The organism is Algoriphagus machipongonensis (assembly GCF_000166275.1).
GTDB lineage: Bacteria > Bacteroidota > Bacteroidia > Cytophagales > Cyclobacteriaceae > Algoriphagus > Algoriphagus machipongonensis.
In genome coordinates this window covers 1,771,955-1,789,115 of the sequence record NZ_CM001023.1, presented here as the reverse complement: position 1 = coordinate 1,789,115, position 17,161 = coordinate 1,771,955, and the positions used below count along the sequence as shown (strand labels likewise).

At 39.1% G+C, this 17,161-nt stretch carries 15 protein-coding genes; 9 read left to right on the top strand and 6 right to left on the bottom strand.

Annotated features, from left to right (window positions below; all coding sequences use genetic code 11):
• Positions 1–81: 81 nt before the first annotated feature.
• Positions 82–297 (bottom strand): hypothetical protein, encoded by a 216-nt coding sequence (locus ALPR1_RS20980; RefSeq protein WP_237701664.1) that lies wholly within the window; start codon positions 295–297, stop codon positions 82–84.
• Here ALPR1_RS20980 and ALPR1_RS07740 point away from each other — a divergent pair.
• The gene (locus tag ALPR1_RS07740; protein ID WP_237701653.1) at positions 209–1,090 is read left to right on the top strand and encodes an AMP-binding protein; all 882 of its coding nucleotides are present in this window, start codon (positions 209–211) and stop codon (positions 1,088–1,090) included. The genes ALPR1_RS20980 and ALPR1_RS07740 overlap by 89 nt on opposite strands.
• Positions 1,087–1,512: a DUF2141 domain-containing protein gene (locus ALPR1_RS07735; RefSeq protein WP_008199729.1), complete on the top strand. Its 426-nt coding sequence runs from the start codon at positions 1,087–1,089 to the stop codon at positions 1,510–1,512. Before ALPR1_RS07740 ends, ALPR1_RS07735 begins: the two co-directional genes overlap by 4 nt.
• Here ALPR1_RS07735 and ALPR1_RS07730 read toward each other — a convergent pair.
• Positions 1,509–2,120 (bottom strand): 2OG-Fe(II) oxygenase, encoded by a 612-nt coding sequence (locus tag ALPR1_RS07730; protein WP_008199728.1) that lies wholly within the window; start codon positions 2,118–2,120, stop codon positions 1,509–1,511. The two genes, ALPR1_RS07735 and ALPR1_RS07730, sit on opposite strands and share 4 nt — an antisense overlap.
• A 73-nt stretch (positions 2,121–2,193) precedes the next feature.
• On the opposite strand from ALPR1_RS07730, the gene ALPR1_RS07725 reads away from it, so the two are divergent.
• Together ALPR1_RS07725 and ALPR1_RS20245 are read left to right on the top strand one after the other, a co-directional pair.
• Complete coding sequence (locus ALPR1_RS07725) at positions 2,194–2,949, top strand: hypothetical protein (protein ID WP_008199726.1); 756 nt, start codon at positions 2,194–2,196, stop codon at positions 2,947–2,949.
• A gap of 74 nt (positions 2,950–3,023) precedes the next feature.
• Positions 3,024–4,112 carry a toll/interleukin-1 receptor domain-containing protein gene (locus ALPR1_RS20245; RefSeq protein WP_008199725.1) on the top strand — a complete coding sequence of 363 codons (1,089 nt, stop codon included), beginning with the start codon at positions 3,024–3,026 and terminating at the stop codon, positions 4,110–4,112.
• On the opposite strand, the gene ALPR1_RS07715 is transcribed toward ALPR1_RS20245, so the two are convergent.
• Together ALPR1_RS07715 and ALPR1_RS07710 are read right to left on the bottom strand one after the other, a co-directional pair.
• On the bottom strand, positions 4,102–4,875 hold the full coding sequence (locus ALPR1_RS07715) for an XRE family transcriptional regulator (RefSeq protein WP_040302639.1): 774 nt from the start codon (positions 4,873–4,875) through the stop codon (positions 4,102–4,104). The genes ALPR1_RS20245 and ALPR1_RS07715 overlap by 11 nt on opposite strands.
• Positions 4,872–5,129, bottom strand: coding sequence for a hypothetical protein (locus ALPR1_RS07710; protein WP_040303364.1), 258 nt, complete (start codon positions 5,127–5,129; stop codon positions 4,872–4,874). Before ALPR1_RS07710 ends, ALPR1_RS07715 begins: the two co-directional genes overlap by 4 nt.
• Positions 5,130–5,473: 344 nt before the next feature.
• Between ALPR1_RS07710 and ALPR1_RS07705 the strand changes: the two genes are divergently transcribed.
• Positions 5,474–8,254: an outer membrane beta-barrel protein gene (locus tag ALPR1_RS07705; RefSeq protein WP_008199723.1), complete on the top strand. Its 2,781-nt coding sequence runs from the start codon at positions 5,474–5,476 to the stop codon at positions 8,252–8,254.
• Positions 8,255–8,283: 29 nt separating this feature from the next.
• Here ALPR1_RS07705 and ALPR1_RS20525 read toward each other — a convergent pair whose 3' ends face one another.
• A complete protein-coding gene (locus ALPR1_RS20525; protein ID WP_237701652.1) occupies positions 8,284–8,508 on the bottom strand; it encodes a four-helix bundle copper-binding protein in 225 nt (74 codons plus the stop codon).
• 385 nt (positions 8,509–8,893) lie between these two features.
• Here ALPR1_RS20525 and ALPR1_RS07700 point away from each other — a divergent pair, with 385 nt between their 5' ends.
• Positions 8,894–9,886: an LLM class flavin-dependent oxidoreductase gene (locus ALPR1_RS07700; protein ID WP_008199718.1), complete on the top strand. Its 993-nt coding sequence runs from the start codon at positions 8,894–8,896 to the stop codon at positions 9,884–9,886.
• 336 nt (positions 9,887–10,222) lie between these two features.
• Here the strand turns inward: ALPR1_RS07700 and ALPR1_RS07695 are convergent, their stop codons facing one another.
• On the bottom strand, positions 10,223–12,469 hold the full coding sequence (locus ALPR1_RS07695; protein WP_040303362.1) for a Tex family protein: 2,247 nt from the start codon (positions 12,467–12,469) through the stop codon (positions 10,223–10,225).
• Positions 12,470–12,777: 308 nt separating this feature from the next.
• Here ALPR1_RS07695 and ALPR1_RS07685 point away from each other — a divergent pair, with 308 nt between their 5' ends.
• The 3 genes from ALPR1_RS07685 to ALPR1_RS07675 all read left to right on the top strand — a co-directional run bounded on the left by ALPR1_RS07685 (position 12,778) and on the right by ALPR1_RS07675 (position 17,001).
• Complete coding sequence (locus tag ALPR1_RS07685; protein ID WP_008199714.1) at positions 12,778–13,350, top strand: TlpA family protein disulfide reductase; 573 nt, start codon at positions 12,778–12,780, stop codon at positions 13,348–13,350.
• Positions 13,351–13,436: 86 nt separating this feature from the next.
• The gene (locus ALPR1_RS07680; RefSeq protein ID WP_008199713.1) at positions 13,437–15,773 is read left to right on the top strand and encodes a glycoside hydrolase family 95 protein; all 2,337 of its coding nucleotides are present in this window, start codon (positions 13,437–13,439) and stop codon (positions 15,771–15,773) included.
• 94 nt (positions 15,774–15,867) lie between these two features.
• The gene (locus tag ALPR1_RS07675) at positions 15,868–17,001 is read left to right on the top strand and encodes a carbon-nitrogen hydrolase family protein (protein WP_008199711.1); all 1,134 of its coding nucleotides are present in this window, start codon (positions 15,868–15,870) and stop codon (positions 16,999–17,001) included.
• Positions 17,002–17,161 lie beyond the last annotated feature (160 nt).

Here is a 17,161-nt window from a genome sequence, read left to right as displayed (position 1 = left end):
TGGAGTTTCCAAGATATATGCTTGATTTTATATGTTTCAGCTGCAAATAGGTTCACATTCATTTCGTACCCTTCAAGACTTTCAAAGCCCTTCAGTAGAAATCCCGCACTTTGCTAAAGACGCTTTTTCCTTTTGCAAGGATTGGCTAGAAGGCAAAAACTCCTTTTTACTACACACCTCAGGATCTACTGGAACCCCAAAGCCAATCTTGATCCAAAGATCCCAAATGGAATCCAGTGCATTGGCGACGAAGCAGTTTTTCGAAATTCCCGCTAAGCCCCAATTACTTTGCTGCATGAATACTCAATTTATTGCAGGGAAGATGATGTTGGTTAGAGCTATGGTATGGGGAGGAAGCATTCTACTCATTGAACCAAGTTCAACGCCATTGAAAAATCTACCAGATTCATTCGATCCAGAATTTGTAGCCATGGTTCCTTTACAGGTGGAAGAAAGTATTAAAAGCTCTTTAAATAAGCTAAAAGCTATAAACTATCTTCTGATTGGTGGTGCTCCGGCCTCTAAAAACTTGCAGGAAGCCATATTGGAATTAAAGCTTAACGCTTTTCAAAGCTATGGAATGACAGAAACTGTTTCACATATTGCCATTGCTTCTTATTCCAGTGAAGAAATGGTTTATCAAGTATTACCATCAGTCGAAGTGGGAACAGATAATAGAGGAGCACTTTGGGTAAACTGCCCTATGAGCAATCATCAAAAAATCCAGACCAATGATATGGTCGAGCTAATTGATCCCTATCATTTCAAGTGGTTGGGAAGAACAGATTTTGTCATTAACTCAGGTGGGTATAAACTCCATCCTGAACGAATTGAAAAAAAGCTTGAACATCTAATTCCAGATCATTCATATTTTCTTTTTGGTATTCCTGACTCAAAGTTTGGCCAGAAACTTGTCTTAATCATAGAATCTGATCTTTCTGTGGCTGACAAAGTCTCTCGGGAATTGAAAGATAAATTTCTCGAGGTCCTCGATAAATATGAAATCCCCAAGGAAATTTATTTCGTAGATAAATTTATCCGAACAGAAACTGGAAAAATAAACAGAAAACTTACAGCTGATAACATATGATTCAACTGATTTTTGCTTTCTTCTTTAGTTGCTTAGGGTTGATGACATCAGCTCCAGCGGGCAAAATCCATTTAATCATCCAGGAAACGGTAGTGGATCATGGGCATGTGCAAGTACTGATTTTTAATCAAGAAGAAGGCTTTCCTTCAGAAATAGACAAGGCATGGAAAAGATTAAGCCTTCCTGTGGAAAACAAGAAGGCTGAAATCATTATTCCAGATGTTGAACCAGGCAGCTATGCTGTATCGGTGTTTCATGATGAGGACATGGACGGAGAAATAAAGACGAATGCCATCGGTTATCCATTGGATAAATTTGGGTTTTCTAACAACCCAAGCTTACTTTTTGGTGCACCCAGTTTCTCAAAAGCCTCATTTGAAGTCACAGATCAAGAAGTTAAAGTCAAAATAAAACTTCGCTAATCTATATCTTTCAGCCAACCAGTAATGCTTATACGTTCCTTATTGGTAGGAAGAACTTCATGAGGAATTTCACCACTTAAAAACACTACAAGTCGCCCTCCTATTGGAGAAATATCCAAGATTTCTTCCGAACCGTTTGCTTGTGGCAAATACATCCTTAACATACCAGCATCTTCCTCTGACCAGGAGTCGTTGAGGTAAATAATCACGGTAACTTGCCGATAAATTACCTGCTGAAATTGATCCATATGCCTGACATAAAATGATCCCTTTGGATATCTGGCAAAATGGCCTTCAAAGGATTTCAGTCCCATATAACATCTTTGGTTGATGGCAAGTCTAACCTTTTCAACTTCCCCCCAATAGATACTTTCATACCTACTTAACTCATCCGGGTTAAGCCAAAGGACTTGATCATTTCTGATTTCTGTCCTTATTTGTTTTTTCTCCCCCTTACCAACTGCTGCCAATCTGAACTTTCCTGCTTCCAAAAGCTCGGTTTGTTCCTGAAGAAGCGAGGCCCTTAGATCCTCACTAATAAAATCATCAACGATTGCATAAGATTTATCATAAATCTCTGAGGCAATCCTTTCATATACTGATTCCATAGAACGTGTTTAACCTTGCAAATAACTGCTAATTCCTTGAAATAAATTACTTTTGCGCAAAGCAAATTTTACTATGCCTCAAAAAGACTCCTTAACAGGAATTGAACTTGAATTTGATTCGGGAATAATCCCCCCTCCTTATAGCCACGTTTATAGAATCTCACTCGATTGGAGTAAAGGTAATCTCCACGCCAAATTGGATCTTCACTACACAGACCGAGAGGAATTGAGCGAAGCTGAGATTCTGGAAGAAGGTTTTACTTTATCTGATGATTATTCCTTTGACGGGGAATTAAATCCAGTCTGGATTAAAGCGGTTCAACAAAAAACAGAAAGCGTTAAATGGTCTGGAAAGTCTATGGATGACGGTGGGATCATTGTCAAATTATCTGAAAATGGACAGGAAGGAAAAGTGAAGATACCTGCTGATCAAGAGGGCTGGCAGCTTTTTGGACAGGATTTAATCCAAGCTATTTACGAAACTTCTCAAAAAGAAGCTCCTTTAACTGTACACTATAGAGAAGTCAGCACAGACAAAATTGAAGATTGTGAAATCACTGTTCACTTCTCGGATCGATCGGTTATTTTCAAGCATGAAGATGAAAATCGATCTATTAATTGGGAATACACAGTACAGTTGATGAAGTTAATTTTCACTCCTGACTATAATTACGAATTTGCCAAAGAAGAGCCCGGTAAGAAGAGAGGATCTTATATAGAATGTGGTGATGGCTACTGGCACGAATTAGGAAAAGGGGTGGTAAATATCGACCCGGCCAATGACGTAGTCAGTAAAATTAAAGAAAGATTTAGGGATCTCCTCGGGTAATAAGATCGGGAGTTTTTAGTGCATAAAAGACATTTTTCCTTATTTTAGTCCCTGAATATCAGGGACTTTTTTTTATGGCTGACAATAAAATATTCGTAAGCTACCGTCGACAAGATGCATCTGGTGAAGCTGGCCGATTAGTAGACCACCTACAGGAGGTTTTTGGAGATGATACTGTTTTTTTGGATGTAGAAACAATAGAAGCAGGATTAGACTTCGTTCAGGCGATAGATAAAGCACTAAATTCTTGCAAAGTGCTTATTGCTTTAATTGGTCCACACTGGTTAAACATTAAAGACTCAGAAGGTAATCCCCGTTTGTTTCATGAAGGTGATTTTATAAGGCTTGAAATTTCTGCGGCTTTAAAAAGGGATATCCGAGTCATCCCTGTCTTAGTCAATGGAGCTGTCATGCCTAAATCAGAAGAGCTTCCCGAAGAACTACAAGCTTTAACAAGGCGACATGCCCATGAATTAAGTAGTTCGAGGTGGAAATATGATTGCGATCAATTGATTGAGGTTCTGAGTAAAATCATCAAACCTTTACCAAAAAACAAGCCTTTTAATCCAATCCCTCCAATTCAAAAAAAAGAGAAAAGTTGGTTTGCCAAAAACTATATCTGGCTTTTGGCTGCTATTGTGGGTTTAATCATCTTTTCCTTAATGCTAGAGAATTCTGGAGATGAATACCCAAACGACTACAGTGAAGAGACTCAGGTAGCATTAGAAGATTTTTCTAATGATCCCGGTACTGCTAGTACAGAGGATTTTCAGGAACTTCAGGAGGAGAGTACAATGGAACCGGAAATTCAGAATACCCCAAGTCAAAATAATTCACAGCCTACAAGTCCGGAGATTGATGAAATTTCTGGTTTTTGGCTTCAATCTGATGGGCAGGGGAATACAAGTACTTTGGTATTCAATCAGTATGAAGATGGGTATTTTGAATTTATTGAATATAATTTTCTTGACGCAGAAATCGGAGAAGGCTCTGGAACAATCACTGATAATAAATTGACTGCTGACTACTACAATACGTTTTTTCAGATAGGAGGAAAACTCAATTTATCCACCAATAATTATGGGAGAACCTGGTCAGGAACTATCGACATTGACAATCCCAGAACTCAAACCAAGATCATGTTGCAAAGAATCAACCCTTGATCCTTCGTAAATCAGCTTGAATATCTTTTATCATTTCACCTAAATCCTCTAAAGTCAAGGATTTCTTTTTATCTCCAGGGTTTGGAAAGTCAGTGCTGATAAAAGCTTTGGATTCCCAGACTTCAAGAACGTCTTCCCCTTTCACCTCAAAAGGCTTATAATGTTCATTGTCGGAGACTAAAAATAACTTCCCGTTTTCGGATAAATAGTTAAAAACTCGTTTGTAAACCACCCCTTCTGTCTGTGTGACCAACACATAGGTTTTACCACTTTTGATATTGGTCAGCTGATCTACATATTCTCCGATCACTATTGTACCAGGAATCAGTGGAAGCATACTATCTCCTGCTAATTCAAATGCCCTATAGGTGGCGTTTTTAGGCAAATTAGGCAAGTGAAACTGGGGAAGCTCTTCAATGTACTCCGGGTCTGCAAATCCGTTTAAATACCCTGCAGAAGCTTTCTGAGGAACCATGGTAATGTTTTCATTATCATTGGCATCAGTTGCAATAGTTAAAATATTCAGCTTTCTCTTTTGAATAGCTCTTCTTCCAAGCTTTTCAATATCATGCTCCAATAATTCCTCCACCCCTACTTCCAACATATCGCTCAGCTTTTTCAAAGTCAATAATTTGGGTTCAGATCTTCCATCTTCATATGCTGAAATCATGGTCCTTTGCACAGCAAGCTGATCGGCCATCTCCATTTGAGTGATGCCTTTTTGCTTTCTCAGAAAACGTAGGTTTGAGGATAAAAAACTCATGCTGAAAACAAGTAAAAGTTATGATCTTCAGAAGCCTTAGACATAGGAATCAATGAATTGAGATTCAAAGTCCTGTCTCTCCTTTTCTCCATCCTTTGTTTGATCTCCTCTATGATCTCACCTACAGGCTTCGGCTCGGTCACTAAAAGGTAACCATACTGTGGTTTTGCTTCGTCTTCAATAAAAAATTTCACCTGGCAATTTCCTGAGGCCAAGGTCTTTGTCGTAATGCTGATTTTTTCCTGATTTTCCATCTTTGTCATTTTTAACATCAGCTAATTTACAAATGTTGTTTTTATAAACATACATATGATTAAAAAATTAACATGTAAGTATGTCAATAAGTGTCAAAAATCCATGAGACACAATTAATCTATTCATTATCAAGCACTAATAAAACCATGAAAATCTTACCACTCATCACAACGAACAAGATGATCCCCAATTAAATTTAACATTTGACCGCTTAGACAATATTCCCTATCAAACAAACATCTATTTAATTTCCTTTGTTAATAAACTAGATAACAAGTAAAACCTATTAAACCAACTTTTGAATTTACTCAACGGAGTAATTCATGGTAATCAAAACCAACTTATGAAATATTTATTACCACTTTTATTTTTTTTCGGCCTAGTCCATTTGGGCTCTGCCCAAAGCTATTTTATAAAGGGAAGAATTTTAGAATTTGGGTCTGACCAGAGTATCCCCAATGCTACCATCTTATTATTAACCTACTCTGACTCTGTCCAGGTAGATGGTATGATATCAGACATTGATGGGTATTTTGATATCCAAAACGTCGATGAGGGTGAATACCTTTTAAAGGTCCAGTATTTGGGTTACCAAAATTTGTTTAAAACCATTGAGGTTAAAGAAGATCTTGATTTAGGTAATTTAAATCTGAAAGAGACAGCCACAGAGCTTGGGGAGGTGACGGTAAATGCCAGACGGTCCACAGGAACTCAAAAAAGTGACACCACTTTATATAATGCAGATGCATTCAAAACAATGAAAGATGCTTCCGCTCAAACTTTGGTGGAGAAACTTCCAGGGGTCACCTCTATGGACGGATCATTGCAGGCACAAGGAGAATCTATTGCTCAAATTTTGGTGGATGGAAAACCATTTTTTGGAGGGGATGTGCAGACTGCACTTCAAAACTTACCTGCTGAAGTTATTCAAGGGATTGAAATTTTTGATCAAAAAAGTGAAAAGGCACAACTGAGTGGATTTGATGATGGTGAGCGTATGAAAACCATTAACATCATCACTAAACCCAACAGAAGAAAAGGACAATTTGGAAAAGCATCCGTAGGTTACGGAACAGATGACAGGTATCTAGCAGGAGCCAGTGTCAATGCTTTTAATGAGGACCAAAGAATAACTTTTACAGGTCTTAGCAACAATATTAATGTGGACAGCTATACGGCGGATCCCAACGCCAGAGGAAATGACAGACCACAAAACGGAATTATCAAGACCAACATTCTTGGCTTAAATTACTCTGATCTGATTGGTGAAAAACTGAAAATCAGTGGAAGCTATCTTTTCAGAAAGCGTGAAAACAATGGGATTTCTTCCTTATTCCGCGAATATGTAACGGATGCCAATGATGGTCAAACGTATACTGAAGAAAGCCGAAACACACGAGTTAATAGAGATCACAGGTTTGACATGCGATTGGAGTATAACATTGATGATAACAACCGAATCGTATTTAGACCAAGGTTCTCAGCTTCCAATGACAAAGAGAATTCTGGATTTTTAGGAGAATCTATGAATGATTTGGGATTATTGAACCAGACCGAAAATACCAGAACAGCCGACAATGACGATTTTGACATAGACAATAGGCTGTACTATGGACATAAATTCAATAAAGCCGGTAGATCTTTGACCGTAAGAGCTAGCTATGGCTATCATTGGAATAAGGATTTGGCATTCAGAAAAGCTACTAACAGTTTCTTCCAACCAACAGAAAAAACTGAAATCATACAACAACGAATCCAGAGAGACAGAACAGGAACCAATTGGAATACTGGAGTTTCCTATACCGAACCAATAGGGAAATACGGTCAGATGGAATTGGAATATGAAATTGGAAATCGATCTGACGACTCCGATCAGCTGACTTTTGACATATTAGATGAGGATTTACCTAATCTAGGTTTGGAACTTGACACAGCCTTGAGTAATACCTTCGAGAGCAAATACATTCGTCAGGAAACTGAGTTGGGATACCAATGGAAAAAAGACAAAGTTCAGTTTCAGGTAGAAGGTGAATATCAACATGCAAAACTGCAAAATGACCAAGGCTTCCCTGCTCCTTTTGACTTGCAAAGAACCTTCGAAAGCTTCATGCCGACGGTGCGTTTTGATTATAAGTTTTCTGACAACACCAATATGGAGATCGACTACGACACGGATACAGATGCTCCTTCCGTGCAACAGCTACAAGGTGTAATCGATAACTCCAATCCGCTTCAATTAAGAACAGGTAATCCAGATCTTGATCAATCCTACTCTAACAGAATTAGATTGAGATTGAGAAGCAGAAACCCTGACACAGATAAATCATGGTTTGTATTCGCACAAGCCAGCATCGTGGAGAATTCTATTGCCAATAGTTCTTTTATTGCTGACTCTACTACAACTCTACCAGGAGGAATCGTATTGGAAAAAGGTTCGCAACTTTTCAGACCTGTAAACTTAGATGGTTACCAAGATTTCAGGTCTTGGCTGAGTTATGGGATGCCTTTGGATTTTATGAAGTCAAACCTCAATATCAATGGTGGGTTAAGCTTCAGCAAAAGACCTGGACAAGTGAATAATGAGTTGAGTTTTAATAACTCCAGTAGAATTAGTACAGGTATTTCAATTAGTAGTAACATCAGTGATCAGGTTGATTTTAATATATCTACCCGAGCGTCTTTCAATAATGTAAAGAACACCTTAAACCCGAGCTTAGATAATAAATATTTTAACCAGAGAACTCGATTGAATTTCAGCTGGATTATTTGGGAAGGTTTCGTTTATAGAATGGACTTGAACCATCAAATCAATTCAGGTCTTTCTGAAGGATTTGACAATAATTTCTTGCTCATGAATATGAGTATTGGTAAGAAAGTCTTTGCTAACCAACGAGGTGAAATTTCACTTAATGTCTATGATTTACTAGGACAGAATACAAGCGTGAGAAGAAATGTGACAGATGTTTACATTGAAGATGTACAAAACAATGTACTTCAGCGATATTTCATGCTAACCTTCACATTCAACATTCGTCGATTCAGTAAAGGAATGGACATGCAAGACTATAACGAAATGGTCAATGATGGTGGAGGTGATAGACGAGGAAGACCAGGAACAATTTAAAAATTAAAGCCCGATTGATCGGGCTTTTTTTATAACATCATAGATTCACATTCTTCCAAACAAGCTCTGCAGGAATCGGCACATTTCTGACAATGATCATGCTGATGTTTGCCGCATTCATCTGCACATTTTTTACAAGCATCAATACAAGCTTGTAATAAAGCACCTCTATTATCGGAACTACTTTCAAAGGCCGAAATACAATCGGTACATGCATCTATACATCGACCACATTGCCTGACGCAGGTTTCCATGCCTAACATTTTCTGGCACATATCCGCGCATTTTTCACAGTCTTGAATACACTGAAAGCAGGCTTCAATTATATTGCTTTTTAGCTGGGTTAGTTCATTCATAGTCATGGTAATTTGATTTTGGGTTCTTAATCAATGAATTAAATATTCATTTCCACGGGTAAATTTTCTCAAAAACAATTCCAACTCACATTACTCAACAAAAACCCTTTACATCTCATTTACAGCTATTTAAACAAGATAAATCAACCATTCAAAAGAGAAATAATGTGGTTTCAAATACTCACTTTGTTGACATAACCTTCAAATGAGAAAAACCTTTGTCTCATGAAACTTTCTATTCTTCAATAAGCTTTAATAGAAAGTTTACTATAGAATTAAGATTATGTCTACCCCCTATTCTCTTCTCGATCTAGCGATTGTTCGAGAGGACTTTGACGCCAAAGACGCATATAAAAGAAGTTTACAAATTGCGAAGCATGCTGAAGAACTTGGTTACACCAGGATGTGGCTTGCCGAGCATCATAACATGGCCAACGTTGGTAGTTCCTCGCCCCAAATACTAATTGGATACCTTGCCAATGGCACATCCAAAATTAGACTGGGTTCCGGTGGGATTATGCTTCCTAACCATAGTCCTTTAATCATTGCTGAGCAGTTTGGGACCTTAGCAACCCTGTACCCCAATAGAATTGACTTAGGGTTGGGAAGAGCTCCAGGAACAGATCAGACAACAGCCAGAGCGCTGAGAAGGGGTCGCATGGAATCTGTTGAAGAATTCCCAAATGATTTGGATGAGCTGAAAGCTTACTTTTCTGAAGAAAATCAGGATAGCAAAGTCAGAGCATTTCCCGCAGAGGGCTTAAATATTCCAATATATTTATTGGGTTCGAGTATGAGCAGTGCGGTTTTAGCTTCGCAAAAGGGTTTACCCTATGCTTTCGCCAGCCATTTTGCTCCAGCCTATTTAATTCAGGCATCTAGATACTACAGAGAAAACTTCCAGCCCTCCGAAAATCAACAATCACCCCATTTCATTTCTTGCGTCAATGTAATCGCAGCTGATACCGATGAGGAAGCGCATTATTTGGCTACTTCATTTTACCAGACAGCTTTAGGCATCATTCGAGGTAAATCCTATCCAATGAAAAAACCGGTGAAAAGTATGGAAGGAATTTGGACGGAGCAAGAAGCGGCTGCTATTCAAAATATGATGGCATGCACTTTTATCGGAACCAAAGAATCTCTCAAACCTCAATTTGAAAGTTTCTTCCAGCAAGTGGAAGTCGATGAATTGATGGTGTCTACGAATATTTATGAGCCAGAAAAGCGATTGAGATCGCTGGAGATTACGGCAGAGGTATTAGGGAGAAATTAAAATTGAAATAGTCCTGAGTGAAGACACTCAGGAAAGCAAGTATTATAAGCCTTAACTGCCAAACTTCCTTTTCAACGCAGCCAACTTCTCTTTTCTTCTCCCAATAAGGGAATGTGGCCATCCTGTACAGCAAATTAACCATCACTTTCCTTCCATGTATGTTTCTATTCACAATTAAAACCCAGCACATCTCCTTTTCGCTCACCAAATGAATTAATCCACACCTACCCTCATTGATAAATAAAAAAAGATGTCCTGCTTCTGGAGAAGCAGGACAAAATCAATAATTGAAATAATCCTGAGTGGAGACACTCAGGAAAGCAAGTATTTAAAGCCTTAACCTCCAAACTTCCCTTTCAGCGCAGCTAATTTCTCGGCCATCGAACCTTCAGACTCTTGGCGCTTTGGTTTAGAAGAGGCGCGCTTTTCCATCTTCTTTCCTCGCTCAGCAAATGGGTCTGACTTCATGCTTAGCCCAATTCTATTTCGAGGAATATCTACCTCCATCACGGTAACCTGAACTTTTTGATTCACAGTCACAATCTCATTTGGATCTTTCACAAAACGATCTGCCAAATGACTCAAATGAACTAAGCCATCTTGATGAACTCCCACATCCACAAATGCTCCAAAGGCAGTAATATTGGTCACGACACCTGGGAGTTTCATCCCTGTTTTTAGATCACCAATACTATTTACTGATTCTTCAAATGCAAAAACCTCAAAGCTCTCACGCGGATCACGGCCAGGCTTTGCCAGTTCCTCTAAAATATCCTGAAGGGTAGGTATACCCACCGTTTCAGACACATAATTCTTCAACAATATCTTTTTCCTCAAATCATCAGAGCTCATCAAATCGGATACGGTTGAATAGAGATCTTTCGCCATTTGCTCCACTAAAGCATATCGCTCTGGGTGGACCGCAGAGGAATCCAACGGGTGTTTTGCTTGACTTATTCTCAAGAATCCCGCCGCTTGCTCAAAAGCCTTATCTCCTAATCTTGGTACTTTTTTCAATTGTGAACGGCTTTTAAAAGGACCATTTTCATTTCTGAAATCCACAATATTCTGTGCCAACGTGGGCCCTAATCCTGAAACATAGGTTAGTAACTGTTTTGAAGCTGTGTTAACCTCTACTCCTACACCATTTACTGCAGACATCACCGTATCATCCAAGGCATTTTTCAATGCGTTTTGATCCACATCATGCTGGTATTGCCCTACACCAATAGATTTAGGATCTATCTTAACTAGCTCAGCCAAAGGATCCATCAATCGACGACCAATAGAAACCGCTCCTCTTACTGTCAAGTCCAGATCAGGAAATTCTTCTCTTGCAACATCCGAAGCTGAGTAAATAGATGCTCCTGATTCATTCACCATAGTTATGACCACAGATTTTGGAAGCCCTAGACTTTTCACAAAAGCTTCAGTCTCTCTTCCTGCTGTTCCATTGCCAATGGCTATTGCCTGCACTTCATACTTTTCTACAAGCCCTTTAATATTCATTCCAGCTTCAGCAGCTCTTCTTTGTGGCTCATGAGGGAAAATCGCTTCATAGTGTAAAAACTGTCCTTGTGGTCCCAAGCAAACTAACTTACAGCCTGTTCGGAACCCTGGGTCAATGGCCATCACCGACTTTTGTCCCAAAGGAGCTCCCAATAATAGTTGGCGTAAGTTTTCCGTAAAAACTTTGATCGCCTCCTCATCCGCTTTTTTCTTGGTTAACAAGCGAATCTCTGTTTCCATACTAGGCTTCAACAATCGTTTATAACAATCTTTGATCGCCAATTTCACTTGATCTACCGAGGAGTTTGCCGCATCCGACAATATCACTTTCTCCATTTGAAAGATTGCAGATGCTTCTTCAGGAAGGGAATCTAGCATTAAGAAAAGCTCCTTTTCCCCTCTACGCATAGCAAGTACACGATGTGAGGGTGCAGATTTGATAGGTTCAGACCAATCAAAATAGTCTTTGTATTTGATCGCTTCCTGCTCTTTTCCGGGTAGAACTTTTGATGAGAACACACCTTCATTTAAGAATAGTTTTCTCATCTTTTCCCTCAAATCGGCATTTTCATTAATCCATTCGGACATGATATCCCGTGCTCCCTGAAGTGCCTCCTCTACTGAATTCACCTCTTTCTCAGCATCCAAAAACTTTTCTGCTTCTTCTTCAAGATTCAGCGATTTTTGCTCAAAAATCAACTCAGCAAGTGGCTCCAAGCCTTTTTCTTTTGCAATCGTAGCTTTTGTTCTCCTTTTGGGTTTATATGGCAAATAAATATCTTCAAGCTTAGCCATGGTTTCCGCCTCTTCCACCTTCTTTTTCAGGTCAGGATTAAGCTTCCCTTGCTCCTCAATGGATTTAAGAACAGCTTCTTTTCTTTTATCCAAGTCTCTTAACTGAAGCACTCGATCCCTGATTGCGGCTACCTCCACCTCATCTAAGGAACCTGTTGCTTCTTTTCTATATCGGGAAATAAATGGAACCGTACCTCCCTCATCCAATAATCCAATTGTCGCTTTGACCTGATTCGATTTGACATTAAGTTCACTGGCTATCTGTACTTCGTAATTCATAGGAAATTGAAATTCTACTCTTAATTCGACCCGCAAGTTAAGCCTCCTTTTTGAGACAAAAAGAAAGAAATGTGTGTCTTGTCACTAAACTCCTGTGAATGTGGAAGTAATTTTGGATAATGTTATAAGTAGAAAGGTGGTAAAACTGGCAGGTTCTTTAATCAGAAAATCAGACGTTGTCAGTTCGAGCGGAGTCGAGAACTTGGCTTCTACGCCGATCAAACTGACAAGCATAAACATTAATATTTGATAGACGATGTTGATTTCCATGAACTTCGAAAATCAAAACTCGTACTTCGTACTTAACTATGGATTGGAAAAAAGAAATTAAAAGCTGGGGTATCATGCTCAGCATAGTAGCATTTTTATACTTTACTGGTTTGTTGCCTGTGATCATGGGTGGAGTGCAATCGGTCTTACTTTCTACAGGTTTAATTAAACCTAAAATTGAAGTCCCCAACTTAGTCGACCAATCCTTTGATTACCGAGGACAATTCATGGATTTTGAAGGAAACGTGATCGATTTAGAGGACTATAAAGGAAAAACCCTTTTCATTAATTTATGGGCATCTTGGTGTGGACCATGCAGGGCAGAAATGCCACATATTTCTGAACTTTATAAGAAAGTTAAAAATGATCCAAATGTTGAATTTCTAATGATTGGACTCGACAATGACATTGAAAAAAGTCGAGGTTTTATAGAAGGAAAACCCTGGGGTTTTCCTACAGCACATGCCAGCTATGGCCTAAATCAAAGCTTACAAAGTGAGGCAATCCCCACTACTCTTGTGGTGAGTCCAGAAGGTAAGATTGTTTTCTACCAACAAGGCATGAGTAACTTCAACACAAAAGAATTTGAGGAATTTTTAGTCTCTCAATAGGGTTTGCCTGCGAAAAATGGCTTTTTCACGGGTTTTATTTGTTGCCGAAAGGGTTTTTTCTAATCTTTAACCCAAACCCAAAATATATGAAAAACCTGCTTGCCCTAAGTGCCCTATTTTTTACAATTATTACCCAAGTCTATTCACAGAAATCTATTTTATGGTACACTTCTCCTGCTGAAATTTGGGAAGAAGCCTTACCTGTTGGAAATGGAAGATTAGGCGCGATGGTTTTTGGTAAACCAAGCATGGAAAGAATCCAATTGAATGAGGATTCATTATGGCCGGGAGAACAGGGAGATTGGGGAATAGCAAAAGGTAGAAGAAGCGATTTAGACCAGATCAGAGCTTACTTAAGAGCTGGTGAAAATGAAAAATCTGATTCCCTTTTAGTAGCTGCATTTTCTAGAAAAGCAATTACACGTTCGCATCAAACTTTGGGTGACCTATGGCTGGATTTTGATTTTCAAGAGATAAGCGACTACAAAAGAAGTTTAGACCTGACCACAGCGGTCGCGAGCAGTACATTTAAAAGTCAAGGTTATACTGTAACTCAGGAGGTTTTATCCTCTGCCCCCGATGATGCGATTGTCATTCGATTAAAAACAAACCACCCAGATGGTTTTGTGGGAAAAATAAGACTATCACGCCCAGAGGACGAAGGCTTTGCCACTGCTGAGACAAAAAGTCTAAGCGAAAACACACTCTCAATGGCTGGGATGATAACCCAGAGAAAAGGGCAACTTGATTCGAATCCTTATCCTTTATTAACTGGAGTCAAATTCAAAACCTTGGTTTATGTAGAGACAGAAGATGGCAACCTAAATAATGGGGTTGATTATTTGGAGTTATCTGGCAGCAAGGAAGTGCTAATTAAGCTGGTAACCGAAACAAGCTTTTACAACCAAGATTTTGATCATGCAGCAGAATTAGAACTAGAAAATGTAAAGACAAAAAACTGGGAAGGGATCTTAGAGCCCCATATTCAGGATTACTCTCAATGGTTCGAGAGAATGGAATTGAAGTTAGGGAAGGCAGCGATGAGCGAAGTCCCAACAGATGTAAGAATAGAAAATGTTCAGGCTGGTGGAGTTGATCTTCACTTGGAAAAGTTACTTTTTGACTATGGAAGGTACCTGTTGATTTCCTCTAGTAGACCAGGCAATAATCCCGCAAACCTTCAAGGAATCTGGAATAAGGATATCAATGCACCATGGAACGCTGATTATCATCTGAATATTAACCTGCAGATGAACTACTGGCCGGCTGATGTTACCAATCTAAGTAAACTAAATCAACCTCTTTTTGATTTTGTAGATGGCGTTATTCACAGAGGTCAGGAAGTAGCCCAAACCAATTTTGGTATGGCGGGCACTTTTCTTCCACATGCTACAGATTTATGGCAAGTTCCATTTATGCGTGCAGCTACTGCCTATTGGGGTGGCTGGGTAGGCGCTGGAGGATGGATGGCTAGACATTATTGGGATCACTATCTATTTACAAAAGATGAACGTTTTCTTAGAGAGAGAGCTTTTCCAGCCATTTCTCAAGTTACCGCGTTTTATTCTGATTGGTTGGTAGAATACCCAGGCGAAAACACACTAGTTTCCGCTCCTTCCACTTCACCGGAAAATCGATTTTTTAACGAGGCTGGTAGGCCAGTTGCCACTACGATGGGGGCTGCCATGGATCAGCAAATCATCGCAGATGTCTTTTCTTCCTTCTTAGCTGCCTCCGAAATATTGAACTCGGAATCCCGACTTAGAGATCGAGTAAAAGAACAACTCGCTCGTTTGAGACCAGGAGTCCAAATTGCAGAGGATGGAAGAATACTAGAATGGGATCAACCCTATGAAGAAACTGAAAAAGGACATCGTCATATGTCCCATCTATATGCATTTCACCCTGGAGATGCCATCACCGAAAGTGAAACACCTGAAGCCTTTGCCGCAGTTAGGAAAACTTTGGAATATAGACTCGAACATGGTGGTGCAGGAACAGGCTGGTCTAGAGCTTGGCTTATTAATTTTTCTGCGAGATTGTTAGATGGAGAAATGGCGCATGATAATATTCTCGAGCTGATAAAAAAATCATTGTACCCAAACCTATTTGATGGTCATCCTCCATTCCAGATTGATGGTAACTTTGGTTATACTGCAGGTGTTGCAGAAATGCTCATCCAATCTCATGAAAAAGACATCGTCCGCTTATTACCAGCTTTGCCAAAGGCCTGGAAAGATGGGGAAGTCAAAGGAATTAAAGCAAGAGGAGATATTACCGTGGAAATGAAGTGGGAAGATGGTGAAATCACAGCGCTTTCACTTGTTCCGGGCGAAGACCAAAACATCACCTTGTTTTACAATGGATCTGAGATGAACCTAATGCTTAAGAAGGGGGAGAAATTTGGCTTTGAGATGGATTGATCTTTGGAAATAGGTTTAATTTCGATTTATAGGTCCTCAGTTTAGGATAATCTGTTAAGTTTGAATTCAGAATTCAACAGCGATTTATTTTCTCATGATAAAGAGAAGCCTTAGCTTTCTTACTCTGGTAATTTTTATTTGGTTAATCTGGTCCTATTCAGGTAGAAACTTACCTGTTTCCCCACCAAACCCCTACCTCTCAGTTATTGAGGAAATAAATCCAAGTGATAGCCTCGATAGAAACATCGTGGCAATTCAACCTTTTATGTTGCCCGAAGATTACTTTAATGAAAGTAAATTCAACGAGAAAATCAGGCAGTATACCTCGGCTGCAAAACAAAGCGGCTTCCTTCGAAACAAAACGACCATCCTTTTCCCTGAGCACTTTGCAAGTCCATTAGTTCTTTTGGGAGAAAAACATTCTCTCGCAGAAAAAGAGAGTTGGAGAGAAGTAAAATCAACCTTTATCTGGAGTAATTTATTTGATTTTTTTCTTGGCTACATCAAGACTGGAAAAAAAGAAGACAGACCAATTTCAGCTATTTTTAGAATGAAAGCCAAAGTGATGGCATCTGTCTACCAAAATAGTTTTAGTGACTTGGCAATAGAGACGAATTGCTATATCATAGCAGGTTCCATTGTATTGCCTGGCCCTTATGTGAAAAATGGTGAGATTTTCATAGAACCTAACAAGGACCTTTACAATGTGTCTTTTGTTTTTTCTCCTGAAGGAGAGATTCTCGGAGATCCCATTATTAAATCCCATTTGACTTCTACTGAGGCTAATTTTCTTTCCGAGCCTACCATTCAGACAGTTCAAAACTTCCAATTGCCATTTGCCAGAACTTCTATTTTGATCAGCGAGGATAGTTGGTTTCCTGAGTCCTACCAGCAAATCTTAATACATCAGCCAGACTTAATCTTAGTCCCTTCATTTTGTATAGGTAACAATAGGATGGATTCTCCTTGGGAGGGAAAAAACCTCAATTCCTTACCCAGCTTCGTTTTAACATCCGATGTAAACAAAATCACGGAGAGAGATGCCTGGAGTAAATATTCTATTGAGGAAAAAATAAAAAGCACTAATTCCAGAATTGGTGTCAACGTATTTTTTAAAGGTGATTTTTGGGAATTTGGGAGTGATGGACAACCCACATTTTTATTTAATGGAATGACATTGGAAAGCCGAAAAGCTGAGAAGGCCGGCATTTGGTCATTAAACTACTAGTCTATCATGCTCTTTAATTAAAAAAATAACTTAAATTAAATTACTATTCCTCAGGCATTCTATTGCTAGAACTATTTTGGAATGGCCAAAACCACCATTCATGTGCAATTTATATGTTAAGCTTATGAAACCTTTACATTCAATTTGGTTGATTCCATTA

Bases quoted from the DNA above. Each gene is read 5' to 3' on its own strand.
- ALPR1_RS20980 (WP_237701664.1), bottom strand. From the start codon at position 297: ATGCAGCAAAGTAATTGGGGCTTAGCGGGAATTTCGAAAAACTGCTTC.
- ALPR1_RS07735 (WP_008199729.1), top strand. From the start codon at position 1,087: ATGATTCAACTGATTTTTGCTTTCTTCTTTAGTTGCTTAGGGTTGATG.
- ALPR1_RS07730 (WP_008199728.1), bottom strand. From the start codon at position 2,120: ATGGAATCAGTATATGAAAGGATTGCCTCAGAGATTTATGATAAATCT.
- ALPR1_RS07725 (WP_008199726.1), top strand. From the start codon at position 2,194: ATGCCTCAAAAAGACTCCTTAACAGGAATTGAACTTGAATTTGATTCG.
- ALPR1_RS20245 (WP_008199725.1), top strand. From the start codon at position 3,024: ATGGCTGACAATAAAATATTCGTAAGCTACCGTCGACAAGATGCATCT.
- ALPR1_RS07715 (WP_040302639.1), bottom strand. From the start codon at position 4,875: ATGAGTTTTTTATCCTCAAACCTACGTTTTCTGAGAAAGCAAAAAGGC.
- ALPR1_RS07710 (WP_040303364.1), bottom strand. From the start codon at position 5,129: ATGGAAAATCAGGAAAAAATCAGCATTACGACAAAGACCTTGGCCTCA.
- ALPR1_RS07705 (WP_008199723.1), top strand. From the start codon at position 5,474: ATGAAATATTTATTACCACTTTTATTTTTTTTCGGCCTAGTCCATTTG.
- ALPR1_RS20525 (WP_237701652.1), bottom strand. From the start codon at position 8,508: ATGGAAACCTGCGTCAGGCAATGTGGTCGATGTATAGATGCATGTACC.
- ALPR1_RS07700 (WP_008199718.1), top strand. From the start codon at position 8,894: ATGTCTACCCCCTATTCTCTTCTCGATCTAGCGATTGTTCGAGAGGAC.
- ALPR1_RS07695 (WP_040303362.1), bottom strand. From the start codon at position 12,469: ATGAATTACGAAGTACAGATAGCCAGTGAACTTAATGTCAAATCGAAT.
- ALPR1_RS07685 (WP_008199714.1), top strand. From the start codon at position 12,778: ATGGATTGGAAAAAAGAAATTAAAAGCTGGGGTATCATGCTCAGCATA.
- ALPR1_RS07680 (WP_008199713.1), top strand. From the start codon at position 13,437: ATGAAAAACCTGCTTGCCCTAAGTGCCCTATTTTTTACAATTATTACC.
- ALPR1_RS07675 (WP_008199711.1), top strand. From the start codon at position 15,868: ATGATAAAGAGAAGCCTTAGCTTTCTTACTCTGGTAATTTTTATTTGG.